At 67.1% G+C, this 16,760-nt stretch carries 14 protein-coding genes; 10 read left to right on the top strand and 4 right to left on the bottom strand.

Annotation, left to right across the window (positions count from 1 at the left end; all coding sequences use genetic code 11):
* Positions 1-85: 85 nt before the first annotated feature.
* A complete protein-coding gene (locus ABIC21_RS03540) occupies positions 86-829 on the top strand; it encodes a lysophospholipid acyltransferase family protein (RefSeq protein WP_354349022.1) in 744 nt (247 codons plus the stop codon).
* A 124-nt stretch (positions 830-953) separates the two neighbouring features.
* The gene (locus ABIC21_RS03535; RefSeq protein ID WP_502935952.1) at positions 954-2,342 is read left to right on the top strand and encodes a class II 3-deoxy-7-phosphoheptulonate synthase; all 1,389 of its coding nucleotides are present in this window, start codon (positions 954-956) and stop codon (positions 2,340-2,342) included.
* Positions 2,343-2,437: 95 nt separating this feature from the next.
* On the opposite strand, the gene ABIC21_RS03530 is transcribed toward ABIC21_RS03535, so the two are convergent.
* Both ABIC21_RS03530 and ABIC21_RS03525 read right to left on the bottom strand, forming a co-directional pair.
* Positions 2,438-4,555 carry a Stk1 family PASTA domain-containing Ser/Thr kinase gene (locus ABIC21_RS03530; RefSeq protein WP_502935949.1) on the bottom strand — a complete coding sequence of 706 codons (2,118 nt, stop codon included), beginning with the start codon at positions 4,553-4,555 and terminating at the stop codon, positions 2,438-2,440.
* Positions 4,556-4,675: 120 nt separating this feature from the next.
* Entirely contained in the window at positions 4,676-6,046 is a 1,371-nt protein-coding gene (locus tag ABIC21_RS03525) for a LysM peptidoglycan-binding domain-containing protein (RefSeq protein ID WP_354349021.1), read from the bottom strand.
* Between the two features lie 264 nt (positions 6,047-6,310).
* On the opposite strand from ABIC21_RS03525, the gene ABIC21_RS03520 reads away from it, so the two are divergent.
* Positions 6,311-6,664 (top strand): Rv2175c family DNA-binding protein, encoded by a 354-nt coding sequence (locus ABIC21_RS03520; protein WP_024367566.1) that lies wholly within the window; start codon positions 6,311-6,313, stop codon positions 6,662-6,664.
* A gap of 110 nt (positions 6,665-6,774) precedes the next feature.
* On the opposite strand, the gene ABIC21_RS03515 is transcribed toward ABIC21_RS03520, so the two are convergent.
* Positions 6,775-7,869, bottom strand: coding sequence for a polyprenyl synthetase family protein (locus ABIC21_RS03515; RefSeq protein WP_354349020.1), 1,095 nt, complete (start codon positions 7,867-7,869; stop codon positions 6,775-6,777).
* The gene (locus ABIC21_RS03510; protein WP_354349019.1) at positions 7,866-8,399 is read right to left on the bottom strand and encodes a hypothetical protein; all 534 of its coding nucleotides are present in this window, start codon (positions 8,397-8,399) and stop codon (positions 7,866-7,868) included. Before ABIC21_RS03510 ends, ABIC21_RS03515 begins: the two co-directional genes overlap by 4 nt.
* Positions 8,400-8,473: 74 nt before the next feature.
* Between ABIC21_RS03510 and dinB the strand changes: the two genes are divergently transcribed.
* The 7 genes from dinB (at position 8,474) to ABIC21_RS03475 (ending at position 16,758) form a co-directional block, all read left to right on the top strand.
* Complete coding sequence (gene dinB, locus ABIC21_RS03505) at positions 8,474-9,736, top strand: DNA polymerase IV (RefSeq protein WP_502935948.1); 1,263 nt, start codon at positions 8,474-8,476, stop codon at positions 9,734-9,736.
* A 277-nt stretch (positions 9,737-10,013) separates the two neighbouring features.
* On the top strand, positions 10,014-10,388 hold the full coding sequence (locus ABIC21_RS03500; RefSeq protein ID WP_282383623.1) for an SCO2097 family morphological protein: 375 nt from the start codon (positions 10,014-10,016) through the stop codon (positions 10,386-10,388).
* A 443-nt stretch (positions 10,389-10,831) separates the two neighbouring features.
* Positions 10,832-11,260, top strand: a complete 429-nt coding sequence (gene mraZ / locus ABIC21_RS03495) for a division/cell wall cluster transcriptional repressor MraZ (RefSeq protein ID WP_160666519.1) — start codon at positions 10,832-10,834, stop codon at positions 11,258-11,260.
* Positions 11,261-11,455: 195 nt separating this feature from the next.
* Complete coding sequence (gene rsmH / locus ABIC21_RS03490; RefSeq protein ID WP_354349018.1) at positions 11,456-12,454, top strand: 16S rRNA (cytosine(1402)-N(4))-methyltransferase RsmH; 999 nt, start codon at positions 11,456-11,458, stop codon at positions 12,452-12,454.
* Positions 12,451-13,131: a cell division protein FtsL gene (gene ftsL, locus ABIC21_RS03485; protein ID WP_354349017.1), complete on the top strand. Its 681-nt coding sequence runs from the start codon at positions 12,451-12,453 to the stop codon at positions 13,129-13,131. The genes rsmH and ftsL overlap by 4 nt, the downstream gene beginning before the upstream one ends.
* Before the next feature lie 42 nt (positions 13,132-13,173).
* The gene (locus tag ABIC21_RS03480) at positions 13,174-14,976 is read left to right on the top strand and encodes a peptidoglycan D,D-transpeptidase FtsI family protein (RefSeq protein WP_354349016.1); all 1,803 of its coding nucleotides are present in this window, start codon (positions 13,174-13,176) and stop codon (positions 14,974-14,976) included.
* Between the two features lie 126 nt (positions 14,977-15,102).
* The gene (locus ABIC21_RS03475; protein ID WP_354349015.1) at positions 15,103-16,758 is read left to right on the top strand and encodes a UDP-N-acetylmuramoyl-L-alanyl-D-glutamate--2,6-diaminopimelate ligase; all 1,656 of its coding nucleotides are present in this window, start codon (positions 15,103-15,105) and stop codon (positions 16,756-16,758) included.
* Positions 16,759-16,760 lie beyond the last annotated feature (2 nt).

Here is a 16,760-nt window from a genome sequence, read left to right as displayed (position 1 = left end):
AAAACTCACTAGAGTAGGGTGTCATTGAAGTGCCGGCCGGGTCCGATGGAGGGCCGGCCGAACGCCTTCCGGAGAGGTTCACCACGTGTTTTATTGGTTCATGAAGACGTTCGTTCTCGGGCCCGTCCTGAAGACGCTTTTCAGGCCCTGGGTCAAGGGCCTGGACAACGTCCCCGCCCAAGGCGCAGCCATCCTGGCCTCCAACCATCTCTCCTTTTCCGACTCCATCTTCATGCCGCTGATGGTGCCCCGCCCCGTTGTGTTCCTCGCGAAATCGGAGTACTTCACCGGAAAGGGGATCAAGGGCAGGCTGACGGCCGCCTTCTTCCGGCTGACCAACCAGCTGCCGATGGACCGCTCCGGCGGTGCGGCATCCGCCCTCTCACTCAATGCCGGCATGGACGTGCTGAAGAACGGCTCGCTGCTGGGCATCTACCCGGAAGGCACCCGCAGCCCTGATTCCCGGCTGTACCGCGGCAAGGTGGGGGTGGCGCGGCTGGCCCTGCAGGCCCGCGTCCCGGTGATCCCGGTCGCGATGATCGGCACGGACAAGGTCCAGCCGATCGGCAAGCGGATGCCCAACATCCGGCGCATCGGCATGATCTTCGGCGAACCACTGGACTTTAGCCGGTACTACGGCATGGAGGATGACCGGCTGATCCAGCGGTCCGTGACAGATGAGATCATGTACGAGCTCATGAGGCTCTCCGGCCAGGAATACGTCGACGAGTACGCCGCCGTCGTCAAGCTCCGGCTCGCCGGGAAAGCCACCGGGGTGCCGGAGGACGGCGCCGCCGGCACCGGACCGGCGACCACGGGGAACGCGTGACCGGAGCGTGTGACGGTACCAGCGCAGTCAATGACGGCCCGGGTCCGACGATCGCCGCGGAGGCAACTATCCTTAGAGTGTGACTGAGCTATCTGCGCCTTCGGCCTCCCCCCTGAACAGTTCCTTGAGCGGCTCGCCCGTGGCGGGCTCTGCCCTGACCAGCACCGCCCAGAGCGGTGCCGCCAACTATCCCGGCCTGGACCACTGGCGGGATCTGCCTGCCTCCCAGCAGCCGAACTGGTCGGACAAGTCCGTCTTCGAAGCCTCCGTTAAGGAACTCTCCGTCCTCCCGCCGCTCGTGTTCGCGGGCGAAGTGGACATCCTGCGCGAACGCCTCGCCGCAGCGGCACAGGGCAAGGCCTTCCTGCTTCAGGGCGGCGACTGCGCGGAAACGTTCGAGGCCGCCACGGCGGACAAGATCAGTGCCCGCGTCCGCACCATCCTGCAGATGGCGGTGGTCCTCACTTACGGCGCCGCGATGCCGGTGATCAAAATGGGCCGGATGGCCGGGCAGTTCGCGAAGCCGCGTTCCTCCAACGATGAGACCCGTGAGGGCGTCACCCTGCCGGCCTACCGCGGCGACATCGTCAACGGCTACGACTTCACGCCGGAATCCCGCGCGCACGACGCTGGCCGGATGCTGAAGGCCTACCACACCTCCGCCTCCACCCTGAACCTGATCCGGGCGTTCACCCAGGGCGGCTTCGCGGACCTTCGGCTGGTGCACCAGTGGAACAAGGGCTTCACCGAAAACCCCGCCCACGCACGCTACGAATCGCTGGCGCGTGACATCGACCGTGCCATCAAGTTCATGTCTTCCTGCGGCGCGGACTTCGAGGCCCTCAAGCGCGTGGAGTTCTACGCCAGCCACGAAGCGCTGCTCCTCGACTACGAGCGGGCCCTGACCCGCATCGATTCCCGCACGGGCTTCCCGTATGACACCTCGGCGCACTTCCTCTGGATCGGTGAGCGCACCCGCGAACTGGACCACGCCCACGTGGACTTCCTCTCGCGGGTCCGCAACCCGATTGGGGTGAAGCTGGGGCCGGGCACCAGCGGCGACGACGCGCTGCGCCTGATCGACAAGCTGGACCCGGACCGCGAACCCGGCCGCCTGACCTTCATCACCCGGATGGGCGCCGGCAACATCCGCGAGAAGCTGCCCCCGATCGTGGAGCGGGTGACCGCGTCCGGCGCCCAGGTCCTCTGGGTCACCGACCCGATGCACGGCAACACGGTCACCTCGCCGAACGGCTACAAGACCCGCAACTTCGACGACGTCATTGATGAGGTGCGCGGCTTCTTCGAGGTCCACCACTCGCTCGGCACGGTCCCCGGCGGGCTGCACGTCGAAATGACCGGCGACGACGTGGCCGAGTGCCTCGGAGGGGCCGATCCGGTGGACCAGGAGTCATTCCTGGACCGCTACGAATCGGTCTGCGACCCACGCCTGAACCACATGCAGTCCCTCGAGATGGCCTTCCTGGTGGCCGGGGCCCTGGCCAAGCGCTAAAACGGTCCCAGCTTGAGAAAGCTCCGCCCGGCTGGTTTCAGCCGGGCGGAGCTTTCTTAATGGAGCCTGTTTAAAGCCGAGCCGAGCCGGCCCGGTCAGACCACCGTCAGGGTGACGACGGAGCCCTCCGGAACCTTCTTGTTTACGGGGTCCTGGTCCCGGACGGTGCCAAAGAAACCGCCCAGGATTTCGTTCACCCGGACTTCGAACCCCAGCTGCTTGAGGGCTGCTTCGGCTTCTTCGACCTGTTTGCCGATGAAGCTCGGAACGTCGACGAGCCTGGGCCCCTTGGAAACGGTCAGGGTGACGGTGCTGCCCCGGGTGAGGTTTCCGGAGGCCGGATCCTGCGCCACCACGGCTCCCTTGGGCACGGTCCGGTGAAAGACGGTTTCGGGCGAGATCACGGCCTTCAGGCCGGCGGCTTCGATGGCCTTGACCGCCTCCCCCTGCTCCTGGCCCCGCACGTCCGGCACCGGAATGGGCTGCGGGCCCTTGGAGACGATGAGGTCCACCGGCGTGCCGTGCCGGACCGGATTGCCGCTGCGCGGCGCCTGCGCCAGGACGGTGCCGGCGGGTGCGGATTCGTCAAAGGTTTCAGAGATCTGTCCCAGGGCCATGCCCGCGCCGTTAAGGGAGGTCTTGGCCTCGTCCAGGGACTTCCCGACCAGCTCCGGCAGGGGGAACAGCTCGGGGCCCTTGGAGACCGCGAGGGACACGGGCTGGAACTTTCGGATAACTTCGCCGGCGGCGGGTTCAGATCCCACCACCAGCCCGGGGGCGACGTCGTCGTGGAAGACATCCCTGGTGGTGGACTGGAATCCGGCCGTGCGGAGCAGCTGCTGGGCCTCCGCCACGGTCTTGTTCGCGAGTTCCGGGATCGTGCCGGGGGAGCCCGGCCCCATGCCGAAGAACCAGCCTGCCCCGCCGGCCAGCAGCGCAGCGATGACGAGAACAAGTATCCAGAGCAGCCCACGCCGCCGGGGGTCGCCCTCGCGCAGGCTGCGGACCGGCGTGGCGGCGGCCCGCTGGCGCGCTTTCTCCTCGTCACGGTCGTGTTTGCGCTGCGCCCGCTTGCCGGCAGGACCTGGCGGACCGCCTCCGTCGTCGTAGTTGGCTGCGTAGGGCACGTCGTCGGGGGCGGACAGGGGGCCGTAGCCGGGGTGCCGCGGGGCCGCGGACATCACGGTGGTCGGATTGCTGCCGCGGACGATGAATTCGGTGGGCTGCTGGCGTCCGCCGATGACTTCGGTGGCGCCGTTGCCGGATTGCGGATCCGGGGAACCGCCGGGGCGTCGGGCCGGCGGACCGGGCGGGGGCGGCACTGCCGGCAGGGCCGGACGCGCAGCAGGGGGCTGCAGGTCGAGTTCGGCGTCGCTGAGGTTCCTCCGGATGTGGCGGAGTTCGGAAAGCAGCGCGTACCCGTCGACGGGGCGTTTGTCGGGGTCGTTGGCCGTGCACCACTGCACGAGTTCGTCGATCTCGGCGGCGAGCCCCGGCACCAACACGGAGGGGGCACCAACGGACGAGTTGACGTGCTGGTAGGCGACCTGGATGGGGACCTCGCCGTCGAACGGCTGCCGGCCGGTGATCATCTCATAGAGCATGATCCCGACCGAATAGATGTCACTGCGCGCATCGGCCTGCCGGCCCAGCACGAGTTCGGGGGAGAGGTATGCCACGGTGCCGATCAAGGCGCCGGTACTGGTCGACGTCGAAATGGCCCGGGCCAGCCCGAAGTCACCCAGCTTGATCCGACCGTCGTCGGCGATCAGCACGTTCTCGGGTTTGATGTCCCGGTGGATGAGGCCGGCTTCATGGGCAGCCCCCAGGCCTTCGACCACGGGGTCGATCAGGGCCAGGGCCAGGCGCGGGGGAAGGGCGCCCTTGTCCTTGAGGACATCGCGCAGGGTGTGGCCCTTGATGTATTCCATGACCAGGTAGGCCACCCGGTCGTCCTCGCCCTGGTCAAGCACCCCCACGACGTGCGGGTGCGACAGGCGGGCGGCGGCCTTTGCCTCGCGGCCCAGCCGGTCGAGGAACTGCGGGTCGCCGGCCATGTGGGGGTGCAGCACCTTCAGGGCAACATCCCGCTCCAGCCTGCGGTCGGTGGCCACGTAAACAGTGGACATGCCGCCGCTGGCGAGCCTGGACTGAATCAGGTACCGGCCATCCACCAGGGTGCCAACGAGAGGGTCCGACGAGTAATCCTGCACTATACGATCCTAATCGCTGCACGGAAACGGGCCCGAATCAACATGCGATCCGGGCCCGTATCGTTATCCTCCGGGCGCGGCAGGGGCGGGTAACGCCGCGGCCGTGGCTGCTCTGGATTCTTAGCCGAAGTTCTTCCGGTGGGCCTTGATGGACTCCACGTAGAGCTTGGTGTCGTCATACATGCCGTACTGGCTGACCGAGTACTGGCCCTGGTAGTAGCCCGCGATGGCGTTGTCCAGGCCCTCGCTGGTGCGGAGCAGCTGGCGGATGATCGCGACGCCGGCCGTTACGTTGTCGTAAGGGTCCAACAGGTTCAGCTGGCGTCCCACGAGGTCCGACGCCCACTCCCCCGAGGATGGGATGACCTGCATGGTGCCGATCGCGTTGGCTGGGGAGACGGAGCGGTGGTCGAAGCCTGATTCCTGGAGCGCGAAGGCCAGGGCGAGGGCCGGGTCGACCCCCATGCGGCGCGCCGTGTCCGCGACGATGTTCTTCATCTGCTCACGGCTGGGCACCGGCGAGGCGTTCAGCAGGGCCTTGTTCCGGTTGGCGGAGCTAACGACGGCGGCCGGGTATGTGTAGCCGAGGAAGGTGCTCGGGACGAGCGGCGTGACGGTGGCAGCGGGCGGAGTGGAGGCCGGTGCGATGGATGCGCCCGAAAGCGCCAGCTTCTGGCCCGGGTAGATGATGCTGCTCATCGTCAGGCGGTTGGCGGACAGGATGTCGGCGAGCCTGACGCCGTTCCTGGCGGCGATGCCCGAGAGGGTGTCGCCGGCCTTGATGGTGTAGGAACCTGACGCGGGGGCGGGAGCCGGGGTCGCCGCCGGCGCCACCGGGGCGGGGCCAGCCGGGGCAGGAGCTTCGGTGCCGCCGCCGATCTTGATCTTCTGGCCGGGGTAAATGATGGAGCCCATGTTGAGCCCGTTCCACTCGAACACGTGGGAGAGCTTGACGCCGTGGCGGGCTGCGATTGCGCCGAGCGTGTCGCCTGACTTCACGGTGTAGACGCTGCCGCCCGCAGCAACGGCGGACGTGGCGGGAGCCGCCGGGTCCGGTGCTGTGGCCGTGCCGCCCAGTTTGACCTTCTGGCCGGGGTAGATGATCGTGTTCGCCTGCAGCCCGTTCAATGTCAGGACGGCATACGTGTCCAGGCCAAACTTGCCGGCGATGCCGCTGACCGTGTCGCCGCGGGCGATTGTGTACTCCGCCGGGACGGAAACCTTTGCTGGACGGAAGGCGGACGGCAGGGACGCCGGGACGGATCCGGCGGGAATCATCGCGGAACCCAGCGCCCGGGCGGTCTGCCCCTGGGCCTGTGCCTGCATGGCCGCAGCGAGCGTGGCCGGGATGGCTTGGGAGCGGGAATCCGCCGCAGCCGGCTGGGCGATCGCCAAAGAAGACAGGACGACGGCGGGAAGGGCTGCCGTTGTGGCCGCAATCAGCGGCAGGCTGGGCCGCGCAGTGGGCTGTGGCGAACGTGACGTCGTCATGGGAAAGGTCCTCTTCTCAGCGGCGAACGCTGCGGTTCTGGCCGGCAGTACTGGTGTTACCAGTGTGACTCAAGTTATGATTGTTACAAATGTGATCTATGTGAATCTCTCATAATTTGGGGATTAGCACAAGAACTGTTTGACCTTCCGCAAACAGGAATTTGTGGAGTGTCGATCGGGGGCTGCGTGCGGCCGGAGGCAGCCGGCACTTAGCCGGCGGGCACCGACTAGGCGCAGAGCCCGCAGACATGGCAATCTTGATCCGTGAGTAATGTAGAAAGCCTTGTGGGCGAATGGCTGCCCCTGCCCGATGTCGCACAGCTCCTGAACGTCTCGATTACTAAGGTTCATGCGCTCCTCGACGAACGCGCGCTGGCTGCTCTGAGGGTCGGTGAACGCCGGATCCGTTGCGTTCCTGCGGAATTCATCCAGGACGGCCATGCCGTTGAGAGCCTCAAGGGAACAATCGTGGTCCTCGCCGACGCCGGCTATTCCGACGAAGAACTTATCACCTGGTTGTTTACGCCGGATGAATCCCTTCGCGGCCGTCCGATCGACGCCCTCCGGGAGGGGCGCAAGACGGAAATCCGGCGCCGGGCGCAGTCCCTGGCCTGGTAGCCGCGAACAACGCCCCCGTCCTTGAATAATGCAGGCCCGGCACCTCACATCTGAGGTGCCGGGCCTGCATTATTGGTCCTGCCGGGTTGGGGTGTTGCCGGGACTCCGATTCAGGCTGCGCGGCTGACCGTGGCCTCGGCCAGCTTCCGGAGCGCCGTCTTGGGCAGCTCCTCCAGCGGCAGGAGGTCCAGTGCGGCGAAAGCTGCGCGGCCAAATTCATCGATCAGCACTTCCGTGGCCTGGAGGGCGCCGCAGTCCGCGATGATGCGGCGGATTTCGTCCACGTCGGCTTCGTCCAGTCCGGGGCTGCCCAGCTTCGCGTCGATGAACGCGGATTCGGCGGGGCTGGCCAGGTCCAGGGCAAAGGCGATCAGAACGGTGCGCTTGCCTTCACGCAGATCGTCTCCCGCCGGTTTGCCGGTGGTGACCGGATCGCCGAAGACCCCCAGGACGTCGTCGCGGAGCTGGAAGGCCTCGCCCAGGGGGAGGGCGAATGCCGAGTAGCCCCGCAGCAGCTCGTCGTGGGCGCCAGCCAGGGCGCCGCCCAGAGCCAGCGGATGTTCAGTGGAGTACTTGGCCGACTTGAAGCGAATGATCGACTGGGCGCGGCTGACGGCTCCGGCCCGGTCGCGGCGGGGTCCGGCGACCTCTTCGAGGATGTCGAGGTACTGGCCCGCCATGACCTCGGCCCGCATCAGGTTGAAGATCAGCCGTGCCTGGCTTCCCGAGGCTGCGCTCTGCCCGATCTCGGTAAATGATTCCTCGCTGAACGACAGGCAGAGGTCGCCGGTCAGGATGGCGGCCGCGTGTCCGAACCGTTCGCTGTCCAGTGCCCAGCCCTGCGTCTCGTGCAGTTCGCTGAAGCGCCGGTGCACGCTGGGGCCGCCCCTGCGCGTGTCGGAGCGGTCGATGATGTCGTCGTGGATGAGGGCAGCTGCCTGGAACAGCTCCAGCGCGGAGCCGGCCGTCACGATCTCGTTGGCTCCCGCCCCGCCGCCGGCGCCCCGCCAGCCCCAGTAGCACATGAGGGCCCGGAGGCGTTTGCCGCCCGTGACGAGGTTCGAGATCGATCCCATCAGCGGATCGATGTCCGGCGAGATCGAGGACATCACCGTCTGGCGGGTGGCCAGGAAATCGGTGAGCTTCCCGGCGACGGCGGCCACGTAGGCGGCCTGTTCCAGACGCAGCTGCTCCGCGAGGGTCACTTGACGGACTCGGCGGTGACGTTCGCGCCGATGGTGAAGGTGGAGGTCCCGGCGTTTTCGAGCACCGAAATGTTGACCGTTTCGGTGTCGCCGCGAAGGAAGTCCTTGGACGGCACCGCTCCCACGGTTTCCCCCGGAACGGCTGTGAAGCCCTGGGCTTCCAGTTCCTTCGTGTAGAAGGCGAGCACCTCGGCCGACGGCGCGGAGATGCTGCCGACGAGTGCCACGGTGGCGGGCTCCGTGGTCTTGTCAAAGCTGCTTGATACGACCTTCGCCCCGGGCATCACCGGCAGGAGCGCCTCCGGGAACCCGGGAACCATCGCGCCGACGGTGGCCGAGGTACCGGGTTCAGCGGAGGGGCTGGCCGGCGCCGTCGTCGTGGGCGCGGCCGCGGACGGCGCAACCGAGGCCGACGGGGAGCCCGAGGAGGCGGTGCCGGGATTGGCGGGCGTGCATGCGGCCAGGGCCATCAGCGTGCCCGCCGCCACAACGGCTAACGCAGCACGGTTGCGCTGTCCAAATACCTTCACAGGGACTTTCCTCCTGGTGTTGACGCCGGATTCAGCCTCCAGTTTAGTCAGTCCCGGGGCATAGGATTGAAGTTGTGGGGCCGGACCAGGATAAACAGCAGCGGGAGCAGTCTCCCCAGGGCGCAGCACGACGGCCCAGCGAAGCGCAAATGCGGGAGCTCCGGCGGAGCAGCATCATGCACGTGGACATGGACGCATTCTTTGTGTCCGTAGAACTGCGCAGCCGTCCGGCGCTTGTGGGAAGGCCCGTGATCGTGGGCTACCCCGCCGACCGGTCCGTCGTGCTCTCCGCCTCCTACGAAGCCCGGAGATTCGGCGTCAAATCCGCCATGCCGATGGTGGTGGCCATGCGGATGTGCCCCTCCGCCGTCGTCATCGAGCCCCGGCACAAGCTGTACTACGAGGTGTCCGGCCAGATTATGGAGATCTTCGGGTCGATAACCGACCTGGTGGAGCCGCTCAGCGTGGACGAGGCGTTCCTCGACGTCGGGGGAGCGATCCGACGGCTGGGCCCGCCCCGCGAGATCGGCGAACTCATCCGCACCCGGGTCCGCAGTGAACTAGGCATCACCGCGTCCGTGGGGATTGCCGCCAGCAAGTTCGTGGCGAAAATTGCCTCCACCCGGTGCAAGCCGAACGGGCTCCTGCTCATCGGTCCCGAAGAGACCGTCCCGTACCTGCACAGTCTTCCGGTCAGCGCACTCTGGGGGGTCGGGGCCAAGACGGTGGAGGTGCTGTCCCGGATGGGCATCCGCACCGTCGCGGACGTCGCGGCGTCCCCGCTCCCGTCCCTCCGGAAGGTGCTCGGAGCTTCCGGCGAACACGTTTACCGGCTGTCGTGGGGGATTGACCCCCGCCCGGTGACCCCCGTCCGGCTCGAGAAGAGCATTGGCGCGGAAGAGACCTTTGCGGTGGACACGGCCGACGAGGCCCTGCTGCACCGGGAATTGCTGCGCCTGTCGCACCGGACGGCGGAGCGGCTCCGCGGGGCCGGCATGCACGCCCGGACCGTTGCCCTCAAGCTGCGCTACGCCGACTTCTCCACGATTACCCGCAGCCGCACCGTCAGCACCCCGATCGACAGCGCGCAGCTGCTGTACGCCGTCGCCGTCCAGCTGCTGGAATCGATCGGCGACCGCCCCATGACCGTGCGGCTCGTGGGCATCCGCGCCGAGCAGCTGGAAGAGGCGGCACAGGCGCCGCTGCAGCTCAGCCTTGACCGCCGGGACGACAACTGGCGCGCCGCGGAGCAGGTCCTGGACCAGGTGACCCGGAAATTTGGCACAAAGTCCGTGCTGCCGGCCAGGCTCCTGGACCCCGGGAGCAATTCGGGCTGATCCCGGGACGAAAATCGGCCACCTCTTGAAGTCAAGGGGACGTTCGGCATCTTTCAGAACAGGGCGCAACAAACTATCCTTATTTATACGTAAGTTTGGAACGACCGGATCGAGCGTTCGGGCTAATGCAGGACCAGCTGAACACCCCGGAAGGGGCCGTGGAGAACTCCACTCGGCCAAAGACGGCGAATGGGAACCACGCGCGAATCCCGCACGTTGTGGGTTTAGGGACACTGGCCGCGTCAGCCTGGACGTTGGCCGACTTAAGGAGGTCGTGATGCCGCTCTCGGAGCACGAACAGAAGTTGCTGGAGCAACTTGAGAAGCAGCTGCATGAGGACGACCCGAAGTTCGCCAGCTCGATGGGCTCGGACGCGGGACGTTCATGGTCAACCCGCCACCTGGTGATCGGCGTCCTGGCCACCCTGGCCGGCGTCGTCCTCCTGCTCTTTGGCGTGACGATCCAGAACATCTTCGTCGGGGTCTTGGGCTTTGTGGTCATGGGTGCCGGGGTCTATTACGCCACCATGCGCGGTGCGGCCGCCGGGAAGGCCAAGGCCTCAGGTGCGGCCCGGAAGTCCGGAAAGCCCCGGAGTTCGTTCATGAGCAATCTTGAGGAACGCTGGGACGAGAGGCACCGCGGGGAGCCCTAAGCTCCGCCCGACACAGGACTTCCAGTCCAATCTCCACTTTCCACCACAGGGCAAACCCCGGTGGCATAAAGGACCCGCTCCGGCGGGTCTTTTGTCGTTAAACCAGGGCCGACCATGATCAGCCAGGGCTAAAGCGCCGCGGTTCGCGCCGAATTCGGTGCCGCACGAGCGCCGCCGGACCTCGCTGTGTCCTTCACGGCCCCTCCCGTGGCCCACGCTGCAGCGCGGTCCGCCGCGGCCCCTCCGCATGCCCTCCACTCCGGCCCACTCGCCCCGTTTCCCAGTCATTACAGGGAAAAAGGTGCCCCCGGTCCCACAAATTGACGCCGAATCGCTCGGCGTGTCGTTGACTGTGGAGGGATGTGGAGTAATGTGGAGGACGTAAGAGGGTAGTGGCAGCACAGGGGACGTTGGGCTTCCTACGATCAGACGGGCGGTGGGCCGTGTTTCTCGGCACACATTCACCGCGTCTGGACGAAAAGGGTCGAATCATCCTTCCTGCGAAGTTCCGCGAGGAGCTTGCCGGCGGACTGGTTCTCACAAGGGGCCAGGAACGCTGCATCTACGTCTTCAGTGAGGCGGAATTCGGCCGGGTTCACGAGCAAATGCGGGAGGCTCCCATCTCCAGCAAGCAGGCTCGTGACTACATCCGTGTCTTCCTCTCTGGAGCCTCCGACGAGGTACCTGACAAGCAGGGGCGCGTGACGATTCCGCCGGCGCTCCGGGAGTACGCAGGACTCGGCCGGGAACTCGCCGTTATTGGTGCAGGCACCCGCGCGGAGATCTGGGATGCCCAGGCCTGGAATGAGTACCTCGCTGAAAAGGAAACGGCCTTCTCGGAGACCGACGACGCAATACCGGGGATTCTCTGAGGCCCCACAGAACCAAGCAGCACTGCACGATTCTTGACCGAGATCTCCAGCCGCCCATCCTGCCGTTTTCCTGGCTCACTTCCCCGGAGCCAGGCGGACGCAGGGTAGGCGCGGATGGGGATCTGGATCAAGAAGCGGCACGCGCAGCCCGCAACCGCACTCCAGGAATCAGCCGGACCACGAAAGGACGCAGGCATGACGGACCCTGACCAGTCGAAGCCCACGTCCGAACGTCATGTACCGGTCCTCAAGGACCGGTGCATCAATTTGCTGGCCCCCGGGTTCGAGGCCGCACGCAGCCGTGGCGAGACCCCCGTGGTCATCGACGCCACCCTGGGCATGGGCGGTCACTCCGAGGCCATGCTGCAGCGATTTCCGGACCTGCACCTGATCGGCATCGACCGTGACGAGGAAGCGTTGGCCCTCGCGGGGGAACGGCTCCGGCCCTTCGTTGACCGGATCGACCTCGTGCACGCCGTATACGACGAAATCCCCGACATCCTTGCCGACCTCGGCTTCGCGGAGGTCCACGGGGTCCTGATGGACCTCGGGGTCTCGTCGCTCCAGCTGGACGAACGGGAACGCGGCTTCGCCTACTCTTTCGACGCCCCGCTGGACATGCGCATGGACACGAGCCGCGGCCAGACTGCCGCCGACGTCGTCAACAACTACAGCGAAGAGGACCTGGTCCGGATCATCCGGAAATGGGGCGAGGAGAAATTCGCCGGACGCATCGCCAACCGGATCGTCACCGCCCGCGCCGGGAAGCCCTTCACGACAACGGGGGAGCTTGTCGAACAGATCCGTGACGTTGTCCCCGCCGGCGCCGCCAAGACGGGCGGACACCCGGCAAAGCGCACCTTCCAGGCCCTCCGGATCGAGGTCAACGAAGAGCTCGACGTCCTGGAACGCGCCATCCCCGCGGCCATCAACGCCATCGCCGTCGGCGGCCGCGTCGTCGTTATGTCCTACCACTCGCTGGAAGACAAGATCGTCAAAGGCTTCTTCCAGTCAGGATCCAAATCCTCCGCACCGCTCGGCTTTCCCGTGGAACTCGAAGAGCACAAGGCCGAGCTGAAAACCCTGACGAAGGGCACCGAAGTGCCCACCGCCGCCGAAATCGCCGAGAACCCACGCGCCGCGTCCGCCAGGCTCCGCGCCGTGGAACGCATCAAAGCCAGGAGGGCCGCATGAGCACTGCCGCTGTCAACAGATTCCCCGTTGCCACAGGCGCGACAGCCCGCGCCCTGCCCGGGATCAGTCCCGGTCCCTCCCGGAAAGCCCGCACCCCGCTCTCGCTGGTCCGGTCAGCCCCGCAGAAGCGCCGTGCCCCGTTCGTGGTGCTCTGCTTCGGCCTCCTCGCAGTAGCCCTGATGACGGTGCTGGTCCTCAACATTTCTGTGTCCACCGCGCAGTACCAGCTGGTGCAGCTGCGGAGCGCGCAGTCCACGCTGACGAAGCAGAATCAGGACCTGACCCAGCAGGTGCAGAACTTTGATGCGCCGCAGAACCTGGCCGCCAAAGCGACCGAGCTGGGCATGGTGGCCTCCACCGCGAAGGGCCAGATCGACCTCTCCACCCTGACCGTCACCGGCAAGGCCAAACCCGCGGTCAAGGGCGACGCCCCCGGCGCTGTCATTGCCGCCCCGGCCGTGGCCGGACAACTCAGCGTCGTTCCGCCCGCCACCGTCAAGGAGCCCCTCGCGGGCCGCAATACCGCAGCGGCGCCAGCCGCCGCCGCTGCCGAGGCAGCATCGGCCGCAACCGCCGGGGACGCGCCCGTTCCGCCCGCCGCCGAAGCCGCCGCCCCGGCCGTCGAACTCCACGGAGGCTCCGTTCCCGCCCCCGCGCAGAAGGTTCCGGGACAGTAACGCAGAACGGACCACCAGCCAGGCAACCAGCAAGGGATCATCGTGGCGCAGAACACCGGTAAGGCACGCAAGGCGAAAGCGCCGAGCGCGACCCGGCGGCTGCGGCTGGGCCTCGGCGTCATGCTGACGCTCCTGCTCGTCGTCGGCGGAAAACTCTTCCTGGTCCAGGGCCTCGACGTCGGCGGCATGGCCGAGGCCGCCCTGCAGAACAGGCTGACCCCCATTGAACTGCCTGCCGAGCGCGGAAGCATCCTGGATACCAACGGCACCGTCCTGGCCAGCAGCGTGATCCGCTACAACCTGGTGGTCGACCAGACGGTCAATACCAAGACCGAGGAGTTCCGCCGGCTGGAGCCGGTGGACGGCAAGGAGGAGCTGGTCAAGGTCTCCCGGGAGCAGGGCATCGACGAACTCGCCACAGTGCTGGGAATGGACAAGGACACCCTCACGGACGCACTGACGGGGGAACAGCGCTACTACATCGTGGCCAAGGACCTGAAGCCGGACGTCGAGGACCGCATCTCGAAGCTCCAAATCCCCGGCATCGTCACCGAGGGCACCAGCAAGCGGGTCTACCCCAACGGCTCGGTGGCCGGCGGGATTGTTGGGTTCCTGCGGGACGGCACCACCGGCCAGGCCGGCCTCGAGCAGACCCAGGACGAGATTCTCAAAGGAACCGCGGGCAAACGGCTCTTCGAAATCGGCGCGGACGGGCTGCGCATCCCGGTCGGTGTCGACCAGCTGACCCCGGCTGTGAACGGCAAGGACATCAAGCTCACACTGAACTCGGACCTCCAGTACTTCGCCCAGCAGGCCATCCAGAGCCAGCGGGATAAACTCAGCGCCGAGTGGGGCGTCGTCATTGTCCAGGACATCAAGACCGGCAACATTATCGCGATGGCGGACACCAACGCACCGGACCCCAACGACCCGGGCAAGGTCGATGCGCAGGACCGCGGCGTCCGCGCCGTCACCGCGGCGTATGAGCCCGGCTCGGTGGAAAAGATGATCACGGCCGCCGCCCTGATCGAGGAGGGCAAGTCCAGCCCGTTGGACAAGTTCACCATCCCGCCGTCGTACACCGTGGACGGGCAGACGTTCAGCGATGCCTTCCCCCACGGCACCGAAGACCGGACCCTGGCCGGCATCCTTGGCTTCTCGATGAATACCGGCACCGTCATGGCCGGCCAGCGGCTCAGCAAGGAGCAGCGCTACGACTGGCTGAAGAAGTTCGGCATCGGGGAAGCCCCGGACATCGGGCTCCCTGCCGAGGCCGCGGGCATCCTCACCCCCCACGAGCAATGGGACGGCCGCCAGGAGTACACGGTCCTGTTCGGCCAGGGCGTCTCGCAGTCCACCCTGCAAACAGTCCGGGCCTTCCAGGCCATCGGCAACGACGGCGTGATGCTCCAGCCGCGGCTGATCGACAGCTACATCAACCCGGACGGCTCCGAGGAAATGGTGCCGGCGCAGGCTCCGCGGCAGATCGTCACCCCGGACACCGCCCGGCAGGTGCGGGACATCCTCGAGAGCGCCGTCACGGAGGGACAGATCAAGGAAGCAGGACTGGGCGGCTACCGGGTCGGGGCAAAGACCGGCACCTCGCAGTCGCCGTGCGACGACGGCACCGCCGGCTTCTGCGGCTTCACGGCGACGATGGTGGGGATGGCGCCGATGGACGATCCGCGGTTTATTGTTGAAGTGGTCCTGCAACGGCCCAAAGGCGATATCTACGGCATCTCGAACGGACCGGTATTCCGGTCCGTGATGAGCCAGGCGCTGCGGACGTACAACGTCCCGCCGTCCACCGGCGAACCCGTCCGGCTGCCGCAGTACGCCAGGTAGCACCCGCGCAGCAACCAGCATCACGCACGTCCAACCACCAACCTGTACCGGGAAACTGAGCCTGCGGGCCGGAGCAATCCTCCGTGCGCAGCGTCAGATCCACCGGCACCACCAACGGAGATCCACGTGTCAGACCAGAATGCCCCCGGTCCTTCCGCCGCGCCGTCCGGCCCCGGGTCCACCTCGGGCTTCCGGCCCACTGCGGTTGCTGCAGTGCCGCTGGCGACGATCGGTGAGTCGATCGGAGTCGTTGTTCCCGGGGCGTCGGGCTCCGTCCCGGTCACCGGGATCTCCCTGAATTCCCGAGCCATCCAGCCCGGCGACCTCTACGTCGCCCTGCCCGGCGCGACCCGGCACGGGGCCGACTTCGTGTCCCAGGCACTGGAGGCCGGAGCGGCCGCCGTACTGACGGACGACGCCGGGGCGCGCCTGCTGGCGTTTTCCCACGATATCGCCGTGCCGGTGCTGCTCGCCGGGGAACCCCGCAGCCACGTGGGCAGGCTGTCGGCCCTGATCTACCGCAGCCGGCCGGAGGACGCCCCGGCACCGGCCCTCTACGGCGTCACAGGCACCAACGGGAAAACCACCACCACTTACTTCATCAACGCCCTCCTGCAGGCCCTCGGGCAGAAAACGGGACTGATCGGCACCATCGAAATCCTGGCCGGTGGCGCACCGATTCCGAGCCTCCTCACCACGCCGGAGTCCACCGACGTCCACGCCCTGCTGGCCCTCATGCGCGAACGCGGCCTCGACGCGGCCTCGATGGAGGTCTCCTCGCACGCGATCTCCTTCCGTCGCGTAGACGGGGTGGTGTTCGACGTCGCCGGCTTCACCAACCTGACCCAGGACCACCTCGACCTGCACGGCAGCATGGACGAGTACTTCCAGACCAAGGCTCAGCTTTTCACCCCCGGGCGGGCCAGCAGGGCAGTCGTGACGGTGGACGACGACTGGGGTGTCAAGCTGGCCGGTACCGCAGCCATCCCGGTCACGACCCTGGCCACGCACGCCCATGCAGGGACGGGGTCGCCGGCAGCGGCGGACTGGACAGTCAACCGGCAGGCACCGCACGGACTCGGCACCGACTTCACCCTCCGCCACCGCGACGGCACGGAACTGCGGATCCACACCGGGTTGCCCGGGAGCTTCAACGTGGCCAACGCGGCGCTGGCAACGGTGATGGTGCTCGCGGGCGGCTACGACGCCGCAACCGTCCAGGCCGCCCTCGACGCCGCCGACCCCTTCACCGTCGCCGTCCCCGGCCGCATGCAGCTCGTCTCCACCGCCCCCGCCGCGGTGGTCGACTTCGCCCACAACCCCGACGCCCTGGCCCGCGCACTGGAAGCCGTCCGCTCGCCGGAACCGGGGTCCCGGGTGATCATCGTCTTTGGCGCCACCGGACAACGGGACCAGGGCAAGCGCCCCGCCATGGGCGCTATTGCCGCGCGCCTCGCCGACGTCGTCATTGTCAGCGACGACGACCCGCACGACGAGGACGCCGCGGCGATCCGCGGCGACGTCCTGGTCGGCGCGGTCGAGGCCAAGGAGCACGAGGGCCTGGACTGCAGCATCCTCGAGGTCTTTCCCCGCGATGCCGCCATCCGGAAGGCCGTGGAACTCGCGGGCCCGGCCGACACCATCCTCGTCGCGGGACGGGGCCACGAAATTTGGCAGGAAGTCAAGGGCGTCAACCTCGCCCTTGACGACAGGGTGGAGCTCCGCTCCGCCTTGACAGCTCGGGGATTCACCGTTCTCGAAGACCAGCGGATAGAGTCCTAAAC

The sequence above is a fragment of the Pseudarthrobacter sp. PvP090 genome, from assembly GCF_040547365.1.
Classification (GTDB): Bacteria; Actinomycetota; Actinomycetes; order Actinomycetales; family Micrococcaceae; genus Arthrobacter.
The sequence above is the reverse complement of the archived record's forward strand: the minus strand, read 5'-3'. Positions and strand labels throughout refer to the sequence as shown.